The organism is Streptomyces sp. NPDC015139, from assembly GCF_043079785.1.
Lineage (GTDB): Bacteria > Actinomycetota > Actinomycetes > Streptomycetales > Streptomycetaceae > Streptomyces > Streptomyces albidocamelliae.
Genome location: NZ_JBIBUW010000010.1, coordinates 109297 through 128615 on the forward strand (window position 1 = coordinate 109297; position 19319 = coordinate 128615).

The 19319-nt window shown below is 72.9% G+C and carries 19 protein-coding genes; 8 read left to right on the forward strand and 11 right to left on the reverse strand.

Annotated elements, in window-relative coordinates; all coding sequences use genetic code 11:
- Positions 1-8: 8 nt before the first annotated feature.
- A complete protein-coding gene (locus ACF08B_RS25925; RefSeq protein ID WP_392319626.1) occupies positions 9-764 on the reverse strand; it encodes a 3-keto-5-aminohexanoate cleavage protein in 756 nt (251 codons plus the stop codon).
- Between the two features lie 95 nt (positions 765-859).
- Positions 860-1462 (reverse strand): hypothetical protein, encoded by a 603-nt coding sequence (locus ACF08B_RS25930; RefSeq protein WP_392319627.1) that lies wholly within the window; start codon positions 1460-1462, stop codon positions 860-862.
- 208 nt (positions 1463-1670) lie between these two features.
- Here ACF08B_RS25930 and ACF08B_RS25935 point away from each other — a divergent pair, with 208 nt between their 5' ends.
- Positions 1671-4460 (forward strand): penicillin acylase family protein, encoded by a 2790-nt coding sequence (locus ACF08B_RS25935; protein ID WP_392319628.1) that lies wholly within the window; start codon positions 1671-1673, stop codon positions 4458-4460.
- 18 nt (positions 4461-4478) lie between these two features.
- On the opposite strand, the gene ACF08B_RS25940 is transcribed toward ACF08B_RS25935, so the two are convergent.
- Positions 4479-5777 (reverse strand): serine-threonine protein kinase, encoded by a 1299-nt coding sequence (locus tag ACF08B_RS25940; protein ID WP_392319629.1) that lies wholly within the window; start codon positions 5775-5777, stop codon positions 4479-4481.
- Positions 5778-5863: 86 nt separating this feature from the next.
- Positions 5864-7090, reverse strand: coding sequence for an exo-beta-N-acetylmuramidase NamZ domain-containing protein (locus tag ACF08B_RS25945; RefSeq protein WP_392319630.1), 1227 nt, complete (start codon positions 7088-7090; stop codon positions 5864-5866).
- A gap of 180 nt (positions 7091-7270) precedes the next feature.
- Between ACF08B_RS25945 and ACF08B_RS25950 the strand changes: the two genes are divergently transcribed.
- Genes ACF08B_RS25950 through ACF08B_RS25960 form a run of 3 tightly spaced genes read left to right on the forward strand, consistent with a single transcriptional unit; the run spans position 7271 to position 10340 of the window.
- Entirely contained in the window at positions 7271-8044 is a 774-nt protein-coding gene (locus tag ACF08B_RS25950; RefSeq protein WP_093478968.1) for an SDR family oxidoreductase, read from the forward strand.
- Positions 8041-9720 carry a class I adenylate-forming enzyme family protein gene (locus ACF08B_RS25955; protein ID WP_392319631.1) on the forward strand — a complete coding sequence of 560 codons (1680 nt, stop codon included), beginning with the start codon at positions 8041-8043 and terminating at the stop codon, positions 9718-9720. The genes ACF08B_RS25950 and ACF08B_RS25955 overlap by 4 nt, the downstream gene beginning before the upstream one ends.
- A 26-nt stretch (positions 9721-9746) precedes the next feature.
- Positions 9747-10340 carry a TetR/AcrR family transcriptional regulator gene (locus ACF08B_RS25960; protein ID WP_392319802.1) on the forward strand — a complete coding sequence of 198 codons (594 nt, stop codon included), beginning with the start codon at positions 9747-9749 and terminating at the stop codon, positions 10338-10340.
- Between the two features lie 59 nt (positions 10341-10399).
- Here the strand turns inward: ACF08B_RS25960 and ACF08B_RS25965 are convergent, their stop codons facing one another.
- The 3 genes from ACF08B_RS25965 to ACF08B_RS25975 all read right to left on the reverse strand — a co-directional run bounded on the left by ACF08B_RS25965 (position 10400) and on the right by ACF08B_RS25975 (position 13120).
- Positions 10400-11614, reverse strand: coding sequence for an acyl-CoA dehydrogenase family protein (locus tag ACF08B_RS25965; RefSeq protein WP_093695837.1), 1215 nt, complete (start codon positions 11612-11614; stop codon positions 10400-10402).
- A gap of 6 nt (positions 11615-11620) precedes the next feature.
- On the reverse strand, positions 11621-12643 hold the full coding sequence (locus ACF08B_RS25970; protein WP_093478973.1) for a phosphotransferase family protein: 1023 nt from the start codon (positions 12641-12643) through the stop codon (positions 11621-11623).
- A 177-nt stretch (positions 12644-12820) separates the two neighbouring features.
- The gene (locus ACF08B_RS25975) at positions 12821-13120 is read right to left on the reverse strand and encodes a hypothetical protein (RefSeq protein WP_392319632.1); all 300 of its coding nucleotides are present in this window, start codon (positions 13118-13120) and stop codon (positions 12821-12823) included.
- Positions 13121-13234: 114 nt separating this feature from the next.
- Here ACF08B_RS25975 and ACF08B_RS25980 point away from each other — a divergent pair, with 114 nt between their 5' ends.
- Positions 13235-14182: an NADP-dependent oxidoreductase gene (locus tag ACF08B_RS25980; protein ID WP_392319633.1), complete on the forward strand. Its 948-nt coding sequence runs from the start codon at positions 13235-13237 to the stop codon at positions 14180-14182.
- Here ACF08B_RS25980 and ACF08B_RS25985 read toward each other — a convergent pair.
- From ACF08B_RS25985 to ACF08B_RS26000, 4 genes are read right to left on the reverse strand one after another with little or no spacing between them, the layout of a single operon-like run.
- Entirely contained in the window at positions 14179-14499 is a 321-nt protein-coding gene (locus ACF08B_RS25985; protein WP_392319634.1) for a DUF202 domain-containing protein, read from the reverse strand. The genes ACF08B_RS25980 and ACF08B_RS25985 overlap by 4 nt on opposite strands.
- Entirely contained in the window at positions 14487-14879 is a 393-nt protein-coding gene (locus ACF08B_RS25990; protein ID WP_392319635.1) for a YidH family protein, read from the reverse strand. Before ACF08B_RS25990 ends, ACF08B_RS25985 begins: the two co-directional genes overlap by 13 nt.
- 21 nt (positions 14880-14900) lie before the next feature.
- The gene (locus ACF08B_RS25995) at positions 14901-15416 is read right to left on the reverse strand and encodes an NUDIX domain-containing protein (RefSeq protein ID WP_093695834.1); all 516 of its coding nucleotides are present in this window, start codon (positions 15414-15416) and stop codon (positions 14901-14903) included.
- Between the two features lie 23 nt (positions 15417-15439).
- Positions 15440-16330, reverse strand: coding sequence for a DMT family transporter (locus ACF08B_RS26000; RefSeq protein ID WP_392319636.1), 891 nt, complete (start codon positions 16328-16330; stop codon positions 15440-15442).
- Between the two features lie 383 nt (positions 16331-16713).
- Here ACF08B_RS26000 and ACF08B_RS26005 point away from each other — a divergent pair, with 383 nt between their 5' ends.
- The 3 genes from ACF08B_RS26005 to ACF08B_RS26015 all read left to right on the forward strand — a co-directional run bounded on the left by ACF08B_RS26005 (position 16714) and on the right by ACF08B_RS26015 (position 19117).
- A complete protein-coding gene (locus ACF08B_RS26005) occupies positions 16714-17676 on the forward strand; it encodes a hypothetical protein (RefSeq protein WP_392319637.1) in 963 nt (320 codons plus the stop codon).
- A gap of 93 nt (positions 17677-17769) precedes the next feature.
- Entirely contained in the window at positions 17770-18507 is a 738-nt protein-coding gene (locus ACF08B_RS26010) for a molybdopterin-dependent oxidoreductase (protein WP_392319638.1), read from the forward strand.
- A complete protein-coding gene (locus tag ACF08B_RS26015; protein ID WP_392319639.1) occupies positions 18491-19117 on the forward strand; it encodes a cytochrome b/b6 domain-containing protein in 627 nt (208 codons plus the stop codon). Before ACF08B_RS26010 ends, ACF08B_RS26015 begins: the two co-directional genes overlap by 17 nt.
- Positions 19118-19319 lie beyond the last annotated feature (202 nt).

The following is a 19319-nucleotide window of genomic DNA, read 5'->3' on the forward strand; positions in this document are numbered from 1 at the left end:
GGCGTGTCTCACCACCTCCCACTGTCCGCACGGGAATCGGGTGGAGCCACCGGATTCGGGCCTGCTACCGTCCACGCCGCCACCAACTCGGCGTTCGAGGCGGCCCGTCGGCCGTCCGGCAGCAGCAGCGTGTCCTCCAGGCCGACACGCGTCGCCAGGCCGAGCCGGCCGGCCAGCCGCAGCACCGGCCAGGTGCCGCCCTCCTCGCCGTGCAGCAGCACCGGGCGGCCGGCCGCCGTGCCCAGTCCGGCCAGCAGGGCGCGCGCCGAGGCCTCGGCGGTCGCCGGGTCGGGATCGGTCACCTCGGCCAGCACCCGCAGCACCCGGGGCGCGAGCGGTGAGGCCGCGAACCGGGCCGCGCCGTCGGTGCCCGACCAGATGCCCGCCTCCACCCCCACGCCCCGCTCCAGCAGGTGACCGGCGACGTCATCCGCGCCCGGCTCGTGCCAGTTGACCGACGCGAAGTCGGGCAGCACCGACCAGTCGCGCACCCGCGCGAGCCGGGCCGCCGGGTCGGGCTCCGCCCACGCGCCGGTGGTCACCCCGACCGGCACCCGCACCCGCGCCCTGATCGCCTCCAGCGCCGGCGCGAGCACACGCGGGGAGAGACTCTCGTGGCCGCACGGAGTCCTCGGGTGGACGTGGACCGACGTGGCCCCGGCCGCCACGGCGTCGGCCGCCGAACGGGCCAGTTCCCCGGGGGACATCGGGACCGCCGCGCCGTCGGCTGCCGACCGGCGCCCGTTGAGACACACCTGCACCATGTCACGAGGGTGCCCGCCGGCCCGGCGGTCATCCCGGACCGCCTCGAGGCCGGGAGTGCGGCATCCCCTGCGCACCCCCGGTGGAACCCGCCCCCTCAGGCCGACATCAGCAGCCGTTCACGCCGGGAGGACGCCAGCGCCTGCGGGGTGAGCACGGGCCGGGGCACCAGGATCCCGCAGTCCGTGCAGACCGGGCCGGACGACGGCTCGTGGTCGAGGCCGTACCGCCAGACCAGGCGCTGTCCGTCGCACACCGGGCAGGAGGAGCCCGGTGCCCGCTCCAGCGCGGCGATCAGCCTGCGCAGCACCTCGGCCAGCGGCTCGTCGGGGTGGACCCGCGGGTCGTCGCACCACGCGACCCCGAATCCGCCCCAGGTCAGCCGGTGCCAGTCGTCCACGCTGCCCGGCCTGCGCAGCCCGTCGTGCTTCTCCTTCCTGCGCCGCTCGGTGAACTCCGTCTCGTACGCGAACCAGACCGAACGGGCCTCCTCCAACTCCTCCAGCGCGGCCACGAGCCGCACCGGTTCGGGGGAGCGGTCCTCGGGGCCGAAGCCCGACCGGGAGCACAGATGGTCCCAGGTCGCCCGATGCCCGTAAGGGGCGAACTTCTCGAGGCACTTGCGCAGTGAGTACCGCCGCAGTGCCAGATCACAGCCCGGATCGCGTACCTGTCTCGCCAGACTCCGGAAACCGGCCATCGCCCTGCACCTCCGTCACACCTGCACCTGCACTTCGGTCACTTCGGCGTCGTCGCAAGGACGTCGTCGAGTAGACGTATCGACAGGCGAATCGGCTCCATCTCTTCTCGGGTTCTGCTTGCCGGACTTCAAAAACTGACGCATGTTCATCTTTGAACTGGGGGATACCGGCGGTAACGTTCGGCCACCCCTGTCGCTAGGAGCTGCCATGCCACGGCGAACCCCACGTAACGCCCTTGACAGAGTGAGAACGTCCCGCCGTCTCTTCGGGTTCCTGAAGACGGCGTCCGTATGCGTCCTGACGGCCGCACTTCTCTCCCCGCTCGGCCAGAGCCCCGCATCGGCGGCCGGCGCGGCCGCCGCCCCCGACCACTGCGGCGGCCGGTGCTCGGACATCCTGCCGCCCGGTGAGAACGGCAACGCGACACTCGCGCAGATCCTGCTCAACCAGGCCTTCGGCACCCAGCCCGCGCACGCCGAGGACCAGCTCGGACCGTACGCGGGGCTCGCCACGGGCTACCCGGCCCTCACCGACGCGAAGATCAACACCTTTTTCAACGACGCCTCCTTCGGCGTCCCCGCGGACCAGATCGCCTCCACCGAGAAGCCGGCCGGCCGCGGCGATGTGACGATCGTCCGCGACAAGAAGACCGGTGTGCCGCACATCACGGGCACCACCCGCTACGGCACCGAGTTCGGCGCGGGATACGCGGCCGGCGAGGACCGGTTGTGGCTGATGGACGTCTTCCGGCACGTCGGCCGCGGCCAGCTCACGACCTTCGCGGGCGGCGCCGCCGCCAACCAGGGCCTGGAGCAGCAGTTCTACCGGAACGCCCCCTACACCGAGGCCGACCTCCAGGCGCAGATCGACAACGCGGTCGCGAAGAACGGCGCCCGCGGCCAGCAGGCGCTCGCCGACGTCAGGGCCTATCTGGACGGCATCAACGCCTACGTCGACGCCTCGGACAGCGGCCGCTACTTCCCCGGCGAGTACGACCTGACCGGCCACAAGGACGTCATCACCAACGCCGGCACGATCGAGCACTTCAAGGTCACCGACCTGGTGGCGCTCGCCTCCGTGATCGGCTCGCTGTTCGGCTCCGGCGGCGGCGGCGAGGTCGACAACGCCCTCTCCCTGATGGCCGCCCAGGCCAAGTACGGCGTCGAGGAGGGCACCCGCGTCTGGGAGGCCTTCCGCGAGCGCAACGACCCCGAGGCCGTCCTCACCGTGCACGGCGGTGAGAGCTTCCCGTACGGCGCCAGGCCCGCCGACGCCGAGGGCGCGGCCCTGCCCGACGCCGGCTCGGTCGTCTCCGAACCGCTCGTCTACGACCGCACGGGCACCGGCGCGACCGCGAGCGCGAGAAGCATGTCCGCCACGGCCGCCAGGACCTCGCTCGGCTCGGCCCGGCGCGGCATGTCCAACGCCCTCGTGGTCAGCGGCAAGTACACCGCGAGCGGGCACCCCATCGCCGTCTTCGGCCCGCAGACCGGCTACTTCGCCCCGCAGCTGCTCATGCTCCAGGAGATCCAGGGCCCCGGCATCAGCGCCCGCGGCGCCTCCTTCGCGGGGCTGAGCATGTACGTCGAACTCGGCCGCGGCCAGGACTACTCCTGGAGCGCGACCACCTCCGGCCAGGACATCATCGACACCTACGCCGTCGAGCTGTGCCAGGACGACTACCACTACCTGTACCGCGGCACCTGCACCGCGATGGAGAAACTCGAGCAGAAGAACGCCTGGAAACCGACCACGGCCGACGGCACCGCGGCCGGCTCCTACACCATGCGGGCGTGGCGCACGAAGTACGGACCGGTGGCGTACCGGGCCACCGTCGGCGGCAAGAAGGTCGCCTACACCACCCTGCGCTCCTCCTACCTGCACGAGGCCGACTCGATCGTCGGCTTCCAGATGCTGAACGACCCCGACTTCGTCAAGGGACCGCAGGACTTCCAGAGCGCGGCGCAGCACATCAACTACACCTTCAACTGGTTCTACGCCGACTCCCAGCACACCGCCTACTACAACAGCGGTGACAACCCGGTCCGGGCGGACGGTGTCGACGCCGAGTTCCCGGTGTGGGCGCGGCCCGCGTACGAGTGGCGGAACTGGGACCCGGCCGGCAACACGGCCGACTACACCCCGGCCTCCGCCCACCCCAACTCGGTCGACCAGGACTACTACGTCTCCTGGAACAACAAGCAGGCCAAGGACTACACGACGGCGTCCTGGGGCGACGGCTCCGTGCACCGCGGCAACCTGCTCGACGACCGGGTCAGGAGACTGGTCGCGGCCGGCGGGGTGACCCGCGCCCAGCTGGTGCAGGCCATGGCGGACGCGGCCCTGGCCGACCTGCGTGCCGAGGACGTGCTGCCCGACCTGCTCAAGGTGATCGACTCCTCGGCGGTGAGCGACCCCACGGCCGCCGCGGCGGTGGCCAAGCTCAAGGCGTGGTCGAGCGCGGGCGCCAGGCGTACCGAGACCTCGGCCGGTTCCAAGGCGTACGCGAACGCCGACGCCGTCCGCATCCTGGACGGCTGGTGGCCGCTGCTGGTCAAGGCCGAGTTCGAACCGGGTCTCGGCAGCGACCTGTACACCGCGATCACCCACAGCCTGCCCGTCGACGAGGCCCCGTCCGCCGGACACGGCCCGACCGGCTCCCACGCCGGCAGCGCCTTCCAGTACGGCTGGTGGAGCTATGTCGACAAGGACATACGGGCGGTGCTCGGGGAGAACGTGCGGGGCGGCCTCGGCCGCACGTACTGCGGCGGCGGCAGCCTCACCGCCTGCCGGGACACGCTGATCGGCACGCTCAAGCAGGCGGCCGGCCTGACCGCCGCGCAGGTCTACCCGGGCGACGACCAGTGCTCGGCGGGCGACCAGTGGTGCGCCGACTCGATCGTCCAGCGCACCCTGGGCGGCATCAAGCACGGCCGGATCGGCTGGCAGAACCGGCCCACCTTCCAGCAGGTGGTGGAGTACACCTCGCACCGCTGAGGCGGCACGGGCGGCGGGTCAGGCGATACGGCCCGCCGCCAGTACCACTCTCGCCAGTTCGGGGTGCACGATGTCGCTGTGCGCCCCGCTCGGCGCGCCCCCGCGCCGGACCACGGCCGCCACGTCGACGCTCACGCACCCCGACGCCGGCAACGGCCCGGCCAGGGCCGCCGCGAGGTCCAGCCGGGCGGTGCCGGAGACCGCCTGCACCCCGTCGTGGCCCATGGCGCCCCATCGCGGGCCCAGCACGGCCGCGATCTCGTTGCCCGCACAGGACCGGTCGTCCCCGGCCAGCCGGGACGCCAGCGGGTAGAACGTGCCGAGCGCCGAGTCGAAGGGCGAGTGACAGCACACGAGCGGGCCGTCGATCCGCCGCTCCCGGCCCTGGAGCGCCCCCGCCCGGTCCGGGGCGTGCGGCAGCCGCGACGCGAACGCGTAGTGCGAGAAGGCGCCCTGGAGCAGCGTCACCGACTTCACGGCCCGCACCCCCTCCGGCAGCCCGCGCAGCGCGAAGGCGACCAGCCGCCCGCCGAAGCTGTGCCCGACCAGATGCACCCGTACGCCGGGCGCCGCCTCGGCCAGCCGCCCGACGAGCGGTCCGAGTCCGTGCTCGCCGACCGCGCCGGCCCGGCGTTTCATCGTGTAGTACGTCGCCTGCCGGAGCAGTTCCTTGGCGCCGTCCCAGGGGTTGGGGAGACCGAATCCCGCGGTCTCTCCCGCCGGGTCCAGCGCGGCCAGGGCCCCGGCGAGTTCCTCGCAGACGCCCGCCGGGTCCAGCGTGAAGACGGCCGGCTCGCCCTCCTCGTCCGTGTCGGCGGCACCGCGCCCCCCCTCGTCCACCAGCAGCCGCACCAGCCGGCCGAACTCCGTCAACCCGGCCTCGCCGCCCGCCCGTTCGTCGAGCATCCGGGCCAGCCGGTCGACCACCGTCGTCCGGTCCGGGAAGGTCTCCAGCAGTGCGCGCCGGGTGTCCTTGTCCAGTGCCGGGCGTGGTGCCGCCCCGGCCTCCTCGGCCGCCACGGACCGGGGGAAGTCCGGGATCGGTTCGTCGCTGAACCGTATCGACGGCCAGATCACGCCCACGTACCCGAGGCGTGCCCGGGGGGCGAGCTCCGGGACCGGGGCGAAGAAGCGCCGGTACAGCGCGGTCGCGCCCGAGCGGTCGTTGTTCCAGCCGTGCGCGAAGACGACCAGGTCACGGACCCCGCGGTCCATGACCTGTGCCGTCAGCCGGTCGCGTTCGGGGCCGTCCACGTCCCCGTCCGCGTCGAAGGTCAACTCCCAGTAGGGAGTCACGCTCATCCCAGGATCCGCCATGCCAGGCTCCCTCGTCCCACCCCCGGAAACGACGCGTTACGGGCGTATCGTCCTGCGGCGGGGCGGAGTTGGCCATACACCGCGTCTCACTTGTACAGCAGGTACTCCTTACGGGTCCGCCGGAACGCGGCGAGTTCCTCCTGCCAGGCACCGGTCACCTCGTCGGTGCCGGCGCCCGCGTCGATCATCGTGCGTACCCGCGTGGAACCGGTCAGCTTGTCGATCCAGTCGTCCGAACGCCAGGCGAAGCCGTCCCACACCTTCCGTGCGGTCACCAGCAGCCCGATGCCGGTGCGCACGGGGTCGTAGGCGGCCCGGTCGTGGACGTGGATCTGCACCCCGCCGACGGTCTTGCCCTGGAACTTGGAGAACATCGGCGCGAAGTACGCCTCCCGGAACCGGACCCCCGGCAGCCCGAGCCCGTTCGCGGCGGCGGCCCAGCGCCCGTCGACCCCCTCCGCGCCGAGCAGTTCGAAGGGCCTGGTCGTGCCCCGGCCCTCGGAGAGGTTGGTGCCCTCGAACATGCAGGTGCCGGAGTACACCAGCGCCGTGTCCGGGGTGGGCATGTTGGGGCTCGGCGGCACCCAGGGCAGACCGGAGGCGTCGTAGAAGTCGGTGCGCCTCCAGCCCGTCATCAGCACGGTCTCCAGCGGGACCGGCGCGGTGAGGAACTCCCCGTTGAACAGCCGGGCCAGCTCCGCGACCGTCATGCCGTGCGCCTGCGCGATCGGCTGGCGGCCGACGAACGTGGCGAACTCCTTGTGCAGTACCGGGCCCAGGGCCGCGCGCCCGGTCACCGGGTTCGGGCGGTCGAGGACGACGAAGCGCTTCCCGGCGAGCTGCGCCGCCTCCATGCAGTCGTACAGCGTCCAGATGTAGGTGTAGAAGCGGGCGCCCGCGTCCTGGATGTCGAAGACGACCGTGTCGACACCGGAGGCGGTGAAGACGTCGGCCAGGGGGCGGCCGCTCTTGAGGTACGTGTCGTAGACCGGCAGGCCGGTCGCGGGGTCGTCGTAGCGGCCCTCGGAGCCGCCGGCCTGGGCGGTGCCGCGGAACCCGTGCTCGGGACCGAAGACGGCGGTCAACCGCACGCGGGGATCGGCGTGCATGACGTCGACGACATGGCGGACGTCCCTGGTGATGCCGGTGGGGTTGGTGACGATGCCCACACGCCGGCCGCTGAGCAGGGCGTATCCGTCGGCCGCGAGTCTCTCGAAACCCGTGCGCAGGCGACCTGTTGCGGCTGCCGTCGGCGGTCCGAGCGAGGCGGTGGCCGTGGCCGCTGCGAGTAAGGCTCTTCTGGACAGGTGCATGAGGTGACCTCCACGTCGAGCGCTTCCGCAGGCAGTGTGGCAGGCTGCGGGCCGTCTGTCGTTGATCGCGCAGTTCCCCGCGCCCTGGGTGGGTCGACCCTTCCGCAGCCACATACCGACTGGTTAGTCTGGAGCGGCGGAGCCGATGCGTGCCGCGCGACGTCGTGCCGAAGGAGACCGATGGTGAAAGCCGTGCTGGATGCGGGAGTGGTCGTCACCGGAGCGGGTGGCGGGATCGGGGCCGCGCTGGCCAGGCGGTTCGCCGCCGAGGGCGCCCGGGTCGTGGTGAACGACCTCGACGCGGACAAGGCCGCGGCGGTGGCCGAGGAGATCGGCGGCACCGCCGTCCCCGGCGACGCCTCCGCGATCGTCGCCGACGCCCGGGACGCGCTCGGCGGCACCGTCGACGTCTACTGCGCCAACGCCGGGGTCGCCTTCGAGGACGGCGGTGCCGACGGCCCGCTGGACGAGAGGACCTGGGGCCTGTCCTGGGACGTCAACGTGATGGCCCACGTCCGCGCCGCCCACGAGCTGCTGCCGGGCTGGCTGGAGCGGGGCGGCGGCCGGTTCGTCTCCACCGTGTCGGCCGCCGGACTCCTCACCATGATCGGCGCCCCCTCCTACAGCGTCACCAAGCACGGCGCCTACGCCTTCGCCGAGTGGCTGTCCCTCACCTACCGCCACCGCGGCCTGAAGGTGCACGCGATCTGCCCGCAGGGCGTCCGCACCGACATGCTCGCCGCCACCGGCAGCGCCGGCGACCTGGTGCTCCACCCGACCGCGATCGCCCCGGAAGCCGTCGCGGACGCCCTGTTCCGGGGCATCGAGGAGGACCGCTTCCTGATCCTGCCGCACCCCGAGGTGGCCGGCTTCTACCAGGCGCGGGCCGGCGACCCCGACCGCTGGCTGGCGGGCATGAACCACCTCCAGCGCACGTGGGAGGAGACCCGATGACCGCCCCCCGGTACGCCGACCGCCCCTGGCTGGCCCTCCTCGACGACGCCCAGCGCGCCCCCGTGGCCCCGGCCGACTCCCTTCTGCACGCCCTGCGCGACGCGGTCGCGGCGACCCCCGACCGGACCTTCCTCGCCTACTTCGACGCCCGGCTCGACTACCGCGAGGTGGACGAGCTGAGCGACGGCGTGGCGGCCCATCTCGCCGCGCGCGGGCTGGAGCGCGGCGACCGGGTGGCCGTCCTGCTGCAGAACTCCCCGCACTTCGTGTTGGCGCTGCTCGGCGCCTGGAAGGCGGGCGCGACCGTCGTCCCGGTCAACCCCATGTACAAGTCGGGCGAGGTCGCCCATGTCCTGCGGGACGCCGAGGTGTCCGCACTGGTCTGCTCGGACCGGGCCTGGGAGTCGTACCTCCGGCAGACCGCGGCCGACTCGCCGGTGCGGATCGTGCTCACCGGCTGCGAACTGGACTTCCAGACCCGCGGCGACGCACGGGTGCTCACCTTCGAGCGGCTGCCCAAGCCCCCGGACACCGACGACCTCGTGGCCGTCGCCCGGCAGGGCGGCCGGGCACCCGGGGGCCGCACCCCGCGCCCCGACGACATCGCCCTGATCAGCTACACCTCGGGCACCAGCGGCACCCCCAAGGGCGCCACCAACACGCACGGCAACATCATGCACAACGCCGAGCGCCAGCGGACCGGGCTCGACCTGCCCGACGCCCCCGTCTACTACGCGCTCGCGCCCCTCTTCCACATCACCGGCATGGTCTGCCAGCTCGGCGCCTGCCTGAACAGCGCGGGCACCCTGGTCCTCGCCTACCGCTTCGACCCCGGCGTCGTCCTGGAGGCGTTCGCCGAGCACCGCCCGCACTACACGGTGGGCCCGTCGACCGCCTACATGGCGCTCGCCGCCCACCCGGACGTCACCCGCGAGCACTTCACCTCCTTCGTGAACATCTCCTCGGGCGGCGCTCCCGTGCCGCCGGCCCTGGTGGAGCGGTTCCGCGAGCGCTTCGGGCCGTACATCCGGGTCGGCTACGGCCTCACCGAGTGCACCGCCCCCTGCGCCTCCGTCCCGCCCGGTCTGGAGGCCCCCGTCGACCCCGTCTCCGAGACGCTGTCCGTCGGCCTGCCCGGCGCCGACACCGTCGTGCGCATCCTGGACGAGCGCGGCGCGGAGGTGCCGTTCGGCGAGCAGGGCGAGATCGTCGTACGGGGACCCCAGGTGGTCCCCGGCTACTGGCGGCGCCCCGAGGCCACCGCCGAGACCTTCCCGGACGGGGAGCTGCGCACCGGCGACATCGGGTTCATGGACGAGCGCGGCTGGCTGTACGTCGTCGACCGCAAGAAGGACATGATCAACGCGTCCGGCTTCAAGGTGTGGCCGCGCGAGGTGGAGGACGTCCTCTACACGCACCCCGCGGTGCGCGAGGCGGCCGTCGTCGGCGTCCCCGACGGCTACCGTGGGGAGACCGTCAAGGCCTATATCAGCCTCCGTCCGGGCGCCGCGACGGACCCGGACGAACTCTCGGAGTACTGCAAGGAGAGACTGGCCGCCTACAAGTATCCGAGGCAGGTGGAGATCCTGCCCGACTTGCCGAAGACGGCGAGTGGGAAGATCCTCCGTCGGGAACTGCGTTCCCGCGCGCAAGACGACAACGACGCCGGTCAGTAGGCGACGAGGAAAGGCAGGTGGCGGCAGTGCCCAGGACGACGGACGGAGACGGGACGCCCGTTCCGCAGCGGCTGCTGGCCGCCGCCACCCGGCTCTTCGCGGAGCAGGGTTACGACCGCACCTCGGTGCAGGAGATCGTCGAGGCGGCAGGTGTCACCAAGGGGGCGCTGTACCACTACTTCGGCTCCAAGGACGACCTCCTGCACGAGGTGTACGCGCGCATGCTCCGCACACAGCAGGAGCGGCTGGACGCCCTCGCGGACGCCGACGAGCCGGTGGAGAAGCGGCTCAGAGCCGCGGCGGCGGACGTCGTCGTCACCACCATCGAGCACCTCGACGACGCGATGATCTTCTTCCGCTCGATGCACCAGCTGAGCCCGGAGAAGAACAAGCAGGTCCGCGCCGAGCGCCGCCGCTACCACGAACGGTTCCGCGCCCTCGTGGAGGAGGGCCAGAAGGCGGGCGTCTTCTCCACGGCGACCCCGGCCGACCTGGTCGTGGACTACCACTTCGGCTCCGTCCACCACCTGTCGACCTGGTACCGCCCCGACGGCCCCCTCACCCCCCAGCAGGTCGCCGACCACCTCGCCGACCTGCTGCTGCGGGCGCTGCGGCCGTAGGACCGCCCGGCACGAGCGAGGGGCGGCCGCGCCTGCGGCCGCCCCTCGCGCATGTGCGCCTACAGGTACTTCTTCAACTCCCGCCGCGCCAGCGACCGCTGGTGCACCTCGTCCGGGCCGTCGGCGAGCATCAGCGTGCGGGCGCTCGCGTACAGCTCCGCCAGCGGGAAGTCCTGGCTCACGCCGCCCGCTCCGTGCAGCTGGATCGCGCGGTCCAGGATGCCGACCACCGCACGCGGAGTGGCGATCTTGATCGCCTGGATCTCCGTGTGGGCGCCCTTGTTGCCGACCGTGTCCATCAGCCAGGCCGTCTTCAGCACCAGCAGCCGCAGCTGCTCGACGGTGACCCGCGCGTCGGCGATCCAGTTCTGCACGACGCCCTGCTGGGCCAGCGCCTTGCCGAACGCGGTGCGCGAGACGGCCCGCCGGCACATCAGCTCGATGGCCCGCTCGGCCATGCCGATCAGCCGCATGCAGTGGTGGATCCGGCCCGGCCCGAGCCGCGCCTGGGCGATGGCGAAGCCGCCGCCCTCCTCGCCGATCAGGTTCGTGACCGGTACGCGGGCGTGGTCGAAGACCACCTCGGCGTGGCCGCCGTGGGAGTGGTCCTCGTAGCCGAAGACCTGCATCGCGCGCCGCACGGTGACGCCGGGGGTGTCGCGCGGGACCAGGATCATGGACTGCTGGCGGCGGATGTCCGCGCCGTCCGGGTCCGTCTTGCCCATCACGATGAAGATCTTGCAGTCCGGGTTCATCGCCCCGGAGATGTACCACTTGCGGCCGGTGACGACGTACTCGTCGCCGTCCCGCTCGATGTGCGTGGTGATGTTCGTGGCGTCCGAGGAGGCCACGTCCGGCTCCGTCATCGCGAACGCCGAGCGGATCTCGCCGGCCAGCAGCGGCTCCAGCCACTGCTTCTTCTGCCGCTCGTCGGCGAACTGCGCCAGCACCTCCATGTTCCCGGTGTCGGGCGCGGCGCAGTTCGTCGCCGTGGGCGCGAGGTGCGGGGAGCGGCCGGTGATCTCGGCGAGCGGCGCGTACTGGAGGTTCGTCAGCCCGGCGCCGTACTCGGTGTCGGGCAGGAAGAGGTTCCACAGCCCCTGCCTGCGTGCCTCCGCCTTCAGCTCCCCGACCACGGCCGGGGTGTCCCACGGCGAGGCCAGCGCGGCCCGCTGCTCCTCGGCGACCGGCTCGGCCGGGTACACGTACTCGTCCATGAAGGCGAGGAGCCTGGCCCGCAGTTCCTCGGTGCGTGCGTCGAACGCGAAGTCCATGTCGGGTCAGCCTTCCTGAAGAGTGGTCAGTCCGTGGTCGATGAAGACGGGCACGAGCTCGCCGATCCGGTCGAAGCCACGGCCGACCGTCTGGCCGAGCGTGTACCGGTAGTGGATGCCCTCCAGGATCACGGCGAGCTTGAACCAGGCGAACGCCTCGTACCAGGAGACGGCGGAGACGTCGCGCCCCGAGCGCGCGGCGTACCGCTCGACCAGCTCCCGCGGGGAGGGGTGGCCCGGCGCCTCGGCGGTGGTGGAGACCGGGGAGTGGGGCGTGCCGAGCGGCCGGCTGTACATCACCAGCAGACCGAGGTCGGTCAGCGGGTCGCCGAGGGTCGACATCTCCCAGTCGAGGACCGCCTTGATCTCGTCGTCGTCCCCGATCAGGACGTTGTCCAGCCGGTAGTCGCCGTGGACGACGGTGGGGGCGGGGGAGGCGGGCAGCTCCCGGCCGAGCGCCGCGTGCAGTTCGTCGATGCCGGGCAGCTCGCGGTTGCGGGAGGCGTCCAGCTGCTTGCCCCAGCGGCGCAGCTGCCGGTCCAGGAATCCCTCGGGGCGGCCGAAGTCCGCGAGCCCCACCTCGGCGGGGTCCACCGCGTGCAGCTCGACCAGCGTGTCCACGAGGGACAGCACCGCGTTCCGGGTGCGCTCCTCACCGAGCGGCGCGAGCTGCTGGGCGGTGCGGTACGGGGTGCCCTCGACGAACTCCATGACGTAGAACGGCGCCCCGAGCACCTCCTCGTCCTCGCAGAGCAGCACCGGGCGCGGGACCGGCACCCGGGTCGGGTGCAGGGCGTCGATCACGCGGTGCTCGCGCTTCATGTCGTGCGCGGTGGCCAGGACATGGCCGAGCGGCGGCCGTCGTACGACCCATCGGGAGGTGCCGTCGGAGAGCGCGTAGGTGAGGTTCGACCGTCCGCCCTCGATCAGCCGGCCGGTCAGCGGGCCGGTGACCAGACCGGGGCGCTCGCGGTCGAGCAGGGCGCGCAGCCGGTCCAGGTCGAGTCCGGGCGGGTGGTCGGCGCTCATACATCACTCCTACGAACGGGCGAACAAGACCCGACTCATGATGCCGACCGGTCGGTATGTAGTCCAGTACGTGTGCCGAACACGGCGCGAAACGTGACCGGAGCCACCATAGGCCGACGGCTCCCTGGCCGGTGTGCGGGGGAGCCGTCGGCCCTGCGTCGCGAAAGGGGCGGAGGGTCAGTGATCGTCCCAGTGGTCGCCGTGCTCGGCGTGCCGGTGCCCGTCGTGCAGGTAGTCGACGTGGTCCCCGTGCCGCACTTGGGCGTGTCCGCACTCGTCGTGGTGCACGTGCTCGTGACCGTCGTGCGTGGTGTGCCCGGCCGGTTCGCACTCGTCCCAGTGGCCTTCGTGCTCCCGGTGCAGATGGCCGTCGTGCGCGTAGTCGAGGTGGTCGCCGTGCGGTACGGCCGGATGCCCGCAGTCCGGACCGTGGGCGTGCGTCCCGTGTTCGGTGTGTTCCTGGTGAAGGGTGGTCATGGTGCTCGCCTTCGAGGGGTACGGGGTGCTGACGACGGACAGGCTGTCACGCGAAAGCCGCGTACAAGGACATACCGGTTGCGTGGCGCACGAGTACCCCGGAGGGTCGAGGACATGAAGGGCATCAGCTACACCCGCTACGGCGGTCCCGAGGTGCTGGAGTACGGCGAGGTGCGCGACCCCAAGGTCGGCCCCGACCAGGTACTGGTCGAGGTGCGCGCCGCGGCCGTCAACCCGGTCGACTGGAAGTGCCGCGAGGGGTACCTGGACTCCGTCCTGGACGCCGTCTTCCCCGTCGTCCCCGGCTGGGACGTCAGCGGGGTGGTCGTCCGGCCCGGACCCGCGGTCACCGAGTTCGCCGCCGGCGACGAGGTGATCGGCTACGTCCGCGAGGACTTCCTGTCCCGGGGCACCTTCGCCGAGTACGTCGCCGCGCCCGTGCGAACGCTGGCCCGCAAACCCCCGGGCCTGTCCTTCGAGGAGGCCGCCGGACTCCCGCTGGCCGGGCTCACCGCCTACCAGGTGCTGGTGAAGGCGCTGGAGGTCGGGCGCGGGGACACGGTGCTGGTGCACGCGGCGGCCGGCGGGGTCGGCTCCCTCGCCGTGCAGATCGCCGCCCACCTCGGCGCCCGGGTGATCGGCACGGCGAGCGAACGCAACCACGACTTCGTGCGCGGCCTCGGCGGCGAACCCGTCGCCTACGGGGACGGCCTGACCGAACGGGTGCGCGCACTCGCCCCCGAGGGGGTCGACGCCGTCTTCGACACCATCGGCGGGGACACCCTCCGGACGTCCGCCGAACTGCTCGCCCCCGGGGGCCGTCTGGCGTCCATCGCCGACCCGGAGGTGCTCGGCCACGGCGGCCGGTACTGCTTCGTCCGCCCCGACGCCGAGGACCTGGCGACCCTCGCCGGGCTGGCGGAGCAGGGTGTCCTCACCGTCCACGTCGAGGAGACGTTCCCGCTGGAGCGCACGGCCGACGCCCACCGCCGCAACCAGGAGGGCAGCACCCGCGGCAAGATCGTCGTCACGGTCGACCGGACCACCGGGGACAGGCCCTAGACCACCAGCACGGCCGCGCACACCGCCGTCGCCACCGCGCACAGCACCGCCGCCGCCGCGTGCCGGGGGGTGAACGCGGGCGGCGGGGTGCCGGCCGAGAGCGTGCGGATGCGGTGATGGGCCACACCGAGGAAGCCGAGCCACAGGGCGCAGCACACCGCGCACAGCACCACCCCGGTCGCCGACCCGTCACGCAGCGCGGTCCGTACCGCGAGGACTGCGGCCACGGCGGCGGACAGGGTGGTACGGCGCCAGGCCAGACGCGTGCGCTCCGGCTGGAGCCCCGGGTCCCGGCCCGCCGTGCTCACCCCTCCCATCCGACCAGCACCACCACGACCATCGCCACGGCGACCACCGCGACGACCAGGCTCAGCAGGGCCGGGAACCGGGACGTGGGCAGATCCTCGCCGCGCCGCATCGCCCGCTCGCAGCGCACCCAGTGGTTCAGCGCCCGCAGGGAACACAGCACACCGGCGCCCAGCAGCGCCAGCGCGAGACCGACCCGCCAGCCCCAGCGCAGGTCCGGCAGGAACTGGTCCACCGCGAATCCGCCGCCGATCAGCGCGAGTGCCGTCCGCAGCCAGGCGAGGAAGGTGCGCTCGTTGGCCAGCGAGAACCGGTAGTCGGGCGTGCCACCCTCTTCCCGCACCTGCTCCGGCGCGAACCACAGCCGGATGTTGCGTACGAATTCGCTCACGCCGACGACCCTACCGGCGCCTCAGCCACCCGCCCGGAACGCCCGCAGCCGCTCATGGGCGGCCAGCCCGTCGGGCACCCACTCCCACTCGCCGAGCCGCCGCCCGACCTCCTCCTCGGACAGGAAGCCGTACCACTGGACCTCCTCGGCCTGGGGGCGCACGGGCAGCTCGCAGCGCACCTCGTACACCGCCGACCACCAGCTCTTCCCGGCCCCGTCGTCGTACAGGAACTTGAAGAGGAAGGCCGGCCGGGGCAGTCCCCGCACGCCCAGCTCCTCCTCGGCCTCCCGCAGGGCCGCCTCGTCGTAGGACTCGCCCGCCCCGACGACCCCGCCGACGAACAGGTCGTACAGGGAGGGGAACACCAGCTTGCCGGCCGTGCGCCGGTGCACGAAGAGCCGGCCGGCCGCGTCCCGGGCCTGGACGAACACACAGCGGTGGCGCAGCCCGAGGGCGTACGCCTCGCCGCGCGGGCGCCGGTCGACGACCCGGTCGTGCTCGTCGACGATGTCGAGGATCTCGTCAGCGGGGTTCATGCCCCCCATCCAAGCAGCCGGGTTCAGCGCCGCTGCAGGTCGACGCGGCGCGGCTCCGGGGTGCCGCAGGGCATCGCCGGGTGCAGACCGAGCAGGACGATGCCGGTGACGACGGCCGCGAGCCCGGCCGCCTCCCAGGCCAGCGCCCCGGTGTCGGTGCGCAGCCGGTCCCCGAGGAAGCCCACCCCGCACAGGATCCCGGCGAGCGGCTCCGCCGCGGTGAGCGCGGGCAGCGACATGCGCAGCGGCGCGGTCTCGAACGCGCTCTGCACCAGGATCAGCCCGCTGACGCCGCACGCCAGCACACCGTAGGGCTGCCAGCCGGTGAGCAGCTCGGTGAAGCCGCCGTCGGAGAACAGCGTGCCGCTGACCCGGGTCAGCGCGTCCTGCACCCCGTACAGCAGTCCGGCGGCGGTGGCCAGCAGGACCGGCCCCCAGTTGAGCCGGGAGCGCTTGCCGTACGTCGTCAGGACGAGCGCGGCGCCCACCATGGCACCGATGATCAGCCAGTGCCGCAGCGGATCGTCCACGGCGCTGCCGCCGCGCGGTTCGCCGGCCATGATGAACGTGCTCACGCCGCCCGCGAGCAGCAGCAGACCGGCCCAGCCCTGGCGGCCGAGCGGCTGTCTGGTCTGGTGGCGGGAGAGGGCGAGCGCGAACAGCAGGTTGGTCGCGAGGAGCGGCTCGACCAGGGAGATCTCCCCCTTGCCGAGGGCGATCGCGCCGAGAACCATGCCGGCCACCATCAGGCCGAGCCCGCCCAGCCAGCGCGGCACCCGCATCAGGTCCAGCAACAGCCGGAACGACAGGTAGTCGCTCAGCGGTGCCTTCTGCGCCGCGTTCTGCTGGAGCACGAAGCCGAAGCCCAGACAGCAGGCAGCACTCACGGCGAGAAGGAGAACCAGAACGGACACGCTGCGTACCTCGATCATCCGGCCGGACCACGGACGCGTAGTCGCCGACTGTAGCGCTCCCGGGACCCCGTGGACCCGGAGAGTGCCCGGAACCGGGCAGTTGACTCGGTCACGCCACCCGGTCGGGCACAAGGCGCACCGAAGCGGGGGGCGTACGTCCGGCCATGGTCCGTGGCCCGGCCGCCCGGCGCCATGGCGTACGCCACAGATCGCCGCCGAAAGCCCCGCAGGAGGCTCCCCACCTGCACCCCTGATTCTCAAGTTCCGCTTCACACACGGTAGTTGAAGGGAGCAACACCGCGGTTCCGCTTGACGCCATCCATGGCGGGGGGTTTGCTGTGCGTGATCGGTCGATGGCAGCCCGAGAAACAGGAAGTCCCGCGGTGCCCCCTCTCCCGCCCCTGCTCGGCGCACGCCGGGTTCGCACGGACCAGTCCGGAGACGCGCCGGACGCGCCCGGCGCCTTCGACCACGCCCTCGACGACGAGGGGCTGCGCACCGCTCGCGCCGCCCTCACCCAGGGCCGCCGGCAGGCCGCCCGCTCCCTGCTGCTGCACACCGGTGACGACTGGGACCGCCGAGCCCACCGCCTGACCGTCCTCGCGCGGGAACCGTACGCCGCCGCCTGGGCCCACGACTGGGCGCAGGCCGAGCCCGGCTCCGCCGACGCCGCCACCCTGTACGCCCTGGCCCTCGTACGGCGCGCCCTGCGCGGCAAGGAGGAGCCCGGCGGCGCCCGCGAGGCCTGTGACACGGCCGCCGCGCTCGCCCCGGCCGACCCCACCCCATGGCTGGGCCTGCTGCTGCTCGCCCGCCGTCTCGGCACCGAGCGCGAGGTGCTCGGCGCCTTCGGCGAGGTCCGCCGTCGGCACCCCGAGCACCACCACGCCCACCACCTGCTGATCGCCCGCCTCGCCGAACGGCCCCCGGGCGGCCGGCCCGAGGCCCACGAGGCGTACGACGTCGCCGAACGGGCCGCCGCCGAGGCCCCCGCCGACTCCCCGCTGGCCGTCCTCCCGGTCGTCGCCCACGCCGAGCGGTTCCGTGTCCTCACCGCCGCGGGCCTCGCCCCGGCCGCCTCCGGGCACTGGGCCGGCCCCCGGGCCCGCGGCGTCCTGCGCGCCTGCTTCGACTGGTGGCTGGAGTGGGAGCACGACGACCACCCCCGGCGCCACCTCGACCTCAACCACCTGGCCTTCGCCCTGTCCTCGGCCGGCCGTCCGGCCGAGGCGGCACCCCTGTTCCAGCGCATCGGCGAGCACGCCACCGCGGCGCCCTGGTCGTACGCGCACCCGGACCCCCGCGCCGCATTCCATGCGGCCCGCGCCCGCGCGCTCGGCCGGTGAGCGGCCGCCGTCGTAGGTGAGAAGTGATGACGGAACTCTTACCGGTGACCCGATTCCCTGGCCCCGCCGGGTCCCGAGTGCTCGAATGAACAGGTGAACCCCGAACGACCCGAACCACCGGAGGAACCGGACGGACGCCCGATCGGCCGCCGCGTCTTCCTCGGCACCCTCGGCCTGGGCGCGCTCGGCGTGGCCACCGCGCCCGTGCTCCAGCGCGGCCTCGAAGGACTGCTCGGCTCCGTCGCCGGCAAGGACCCGACGGGCCTCACCGGCCTGCTGCCCAACGGCGGCGGCTTCCGCTACTACTCCGTCGCCGCCTCCGTCCCGCACCGGAGCGCGGCCGACTACCGCCTCACCGTCGACGGGCTGGTCGACCACCCGCGCGGCTACACCCTCGCCGAACTGCGCGCCCTGCCGCAGACCCGGCTGGTCAAGGACGTCCAGTGCGTCACCGGCTGGCGCGTCCCGGGCACCCCCTTCCAGGGCGTACGGCTCGCCGACCTGCTCGACGCGGCCGGCGTCCGCCCGTCGGCCAGGGCCATCCGCTTCACCTGCTTCGACGGCACGTACAGCGAGAGCCTCACCCTCGCCCAGGCCCGCCGGCCGGACGTGCTGGTCGCCCTGCGCATGCAGGACAAGGACATCGGCCACGACCACGGCGGTCCCGTCCGCCTCTACGTCGCCCCGATGTACTTCTACAAGTCGGCCAAGTGGCTCTCCGGCATCACGGTCACCGACCGGGTCCGGCCCGGCTACTGGGAGAACCTCGGCTACGACGTCGACGCCTGGGTGGGCCGCTCGAACGGACGGACCGATGAGCCTACGAGCTGAGACCCCGGCCCCGCCGGGTGCCCGCGTCCGCCGCTTCGGCCGGTCGCAGCGCTGGGTGCACCGTACGACGGCGGCCCTGATGGGGGTGTGTGTGCTGACGGCGGCCGTCCTCTACATCCCGCAGCTGGCGGTCATGGTCGGCCGCCGGGCCCTGGTCGTCCGGATCCACGAGTGCGCGGGCCTCGCCCTGCCGGTACCGGTGCTGCTGGGCCTCGTCTCCCGGGGCTTCCGCGCCGACCTGCGCTTCCTCAACCGCTTCGGCCCGCACGACCGGATCTGGCTGCGCGCCGCGCTCCGCCGTGACCGGTCGCCCGCCTCGCGCCCGGCCGGGAAGTTCAACGCGGGCCAGAAGGTCTACGCCGCCTGGATCGCCGGTGCGACGCTGGTCATGCTCGGCACGGGCCTGATGATGTGGTTCACGCGGCTCACCCCGCTGGTGTGGCGCACCTCGGCGACCTTCGTCCACGACTGGCTGGCCCTGACCATCGGCGTGGTCCTCGCCGGTCACATCGGCATGGCGCTGGGCGACCCCGAGGCCAGGAGGGGCCTGCGGACGGGATCGGTGAGCGGGGAGTGGGCGAAGCGGGAGCACTCCCTGTGGCGCCCCTGACGGCGACCGGACTCCGCTGAGGGAGTGCGGCCGGCACAAGGGCGATACGGCGCACGACGACGGTATTTGGCCCCCGCGCGGCCCGCCGTCCCGGGACCGGCGGGCCGACGGCGCCTCAAGGGGCGCCGACGCGGGGTAACCGGAACCTACGCTTCCCAAAAGCAAAAGGGAAGCCCCCATTCCTGTTGACCGCGCGACGGGC

What these genes read in the sequence shown, in the direction of transcription:
- ACF08B_RS25925 (WP_392319626.1), bottom strand. Translation starts at nt 764, where the DNA reads ATGGTGCAGGTGTGTCTCAACGGGCGCCGGTCGGCAGCCGACGGCGCG.
- ACF08B_RS25930 (WP_392319627.1), bottom strand. Translation starts at nt 1,462, where the DNA reads ATGGCCGGTTTCCGGAGTCTGGCGAGACAGGTACGCGATCCGGGCTGT.
- ACF08B_RS25935 (WP_392319628.1), top strand. Translation starts at nt 1,671, where the DNA reads ATGCCACGGCGAACCCCACGTAACGCCCTTGACAGAGTGAGAACGTCC.
- ACF08B_RS25940 (WP_392319629.1), bottom strand. Translation starts at nt 5,777, where the DNA reads ATGGCGGATCCTGGGATGAGCGTGACTCCCTACTGGGAGTTGACCTTC.
- ACF08B_RS25945 (WP_392319630.1), bottom strand. Translation starts at nt 7,090, where the DNA reads ATGCACCTGTCCAGAAGAGCCTTACTCGCAGCGGCCACGGCCACCGCC.
- ACF08B_RS25950 (WP_093478968.1), top strand. Translation starts at nt 7,271, where the DNA reads ATGGTGAAAGCCGTGCTGGATGCGGGAGTGGTCGTCACCGGAGCGGGT.
- ACF08B_RS25955 (WP_392319631.1), top strand. Translation starts at nt 8,041, where the DNA reads ATGACCGCCCCCCGGTACGCCGACCGCCCCTGGCTGGCCCTCCTCGAC.
- ACF08B_RS25965 (WP_093695837.1), bottom strand. Translation starts at nt 11,614, where the DNA reads ATGGACTTCGCGTTCGACGCACGCACCGAGGAACTGCGGGCCAGGCTC.
- ACF08B_RS25970 (WP_093478973.1), bottom strand. Translation starts at nt 12,643, where the DNA reads ATGAGCGCCGACCACCCGCCCGGACTCGACCTGGACCGGCTGCGCGCC.
- ACF08B_RS25975 (WP_392319632.1), bottom strand. Translation starts at nt 13,120, where the DNA reads ATGACCACCCTTCACCAGGAACACACCGAACACGGGACGCACGCCCAC.
- ACF08B_RS25980 (WP_392319633.1), top strand. Translation starts at nt 13,235, where the DNA reads ATGAAGGGCATCAGCTACACCCGCTACGGCGGTCCCGAGGTGCTGGAG.
- ACF08B_RS25985 (WP_392319634.1), bottom strand. Translation starts at nt 14,499, where the DNA reads ATGGGAGGGGTGAGCACGGCGGGCCGGGACCCGGGGCTCCAGCCGGAG.
- ACF08B_RS25995 (WP_093695834.1), bottom strand. Translation starts at nt 15,416, where the DNA reads ATGAACCCCGCTGACGAGATCCTCGACATCGTCGACGAGCACGACCGG.
- ACF08B_RS26015 (WP_392319639.1), top strand. Translation starts at nt 18,491, where the DNA reads ATGAGCCTACGAGCTGAGACCCCGGCCCCGCCGGGTGCCCGCGTCCGC.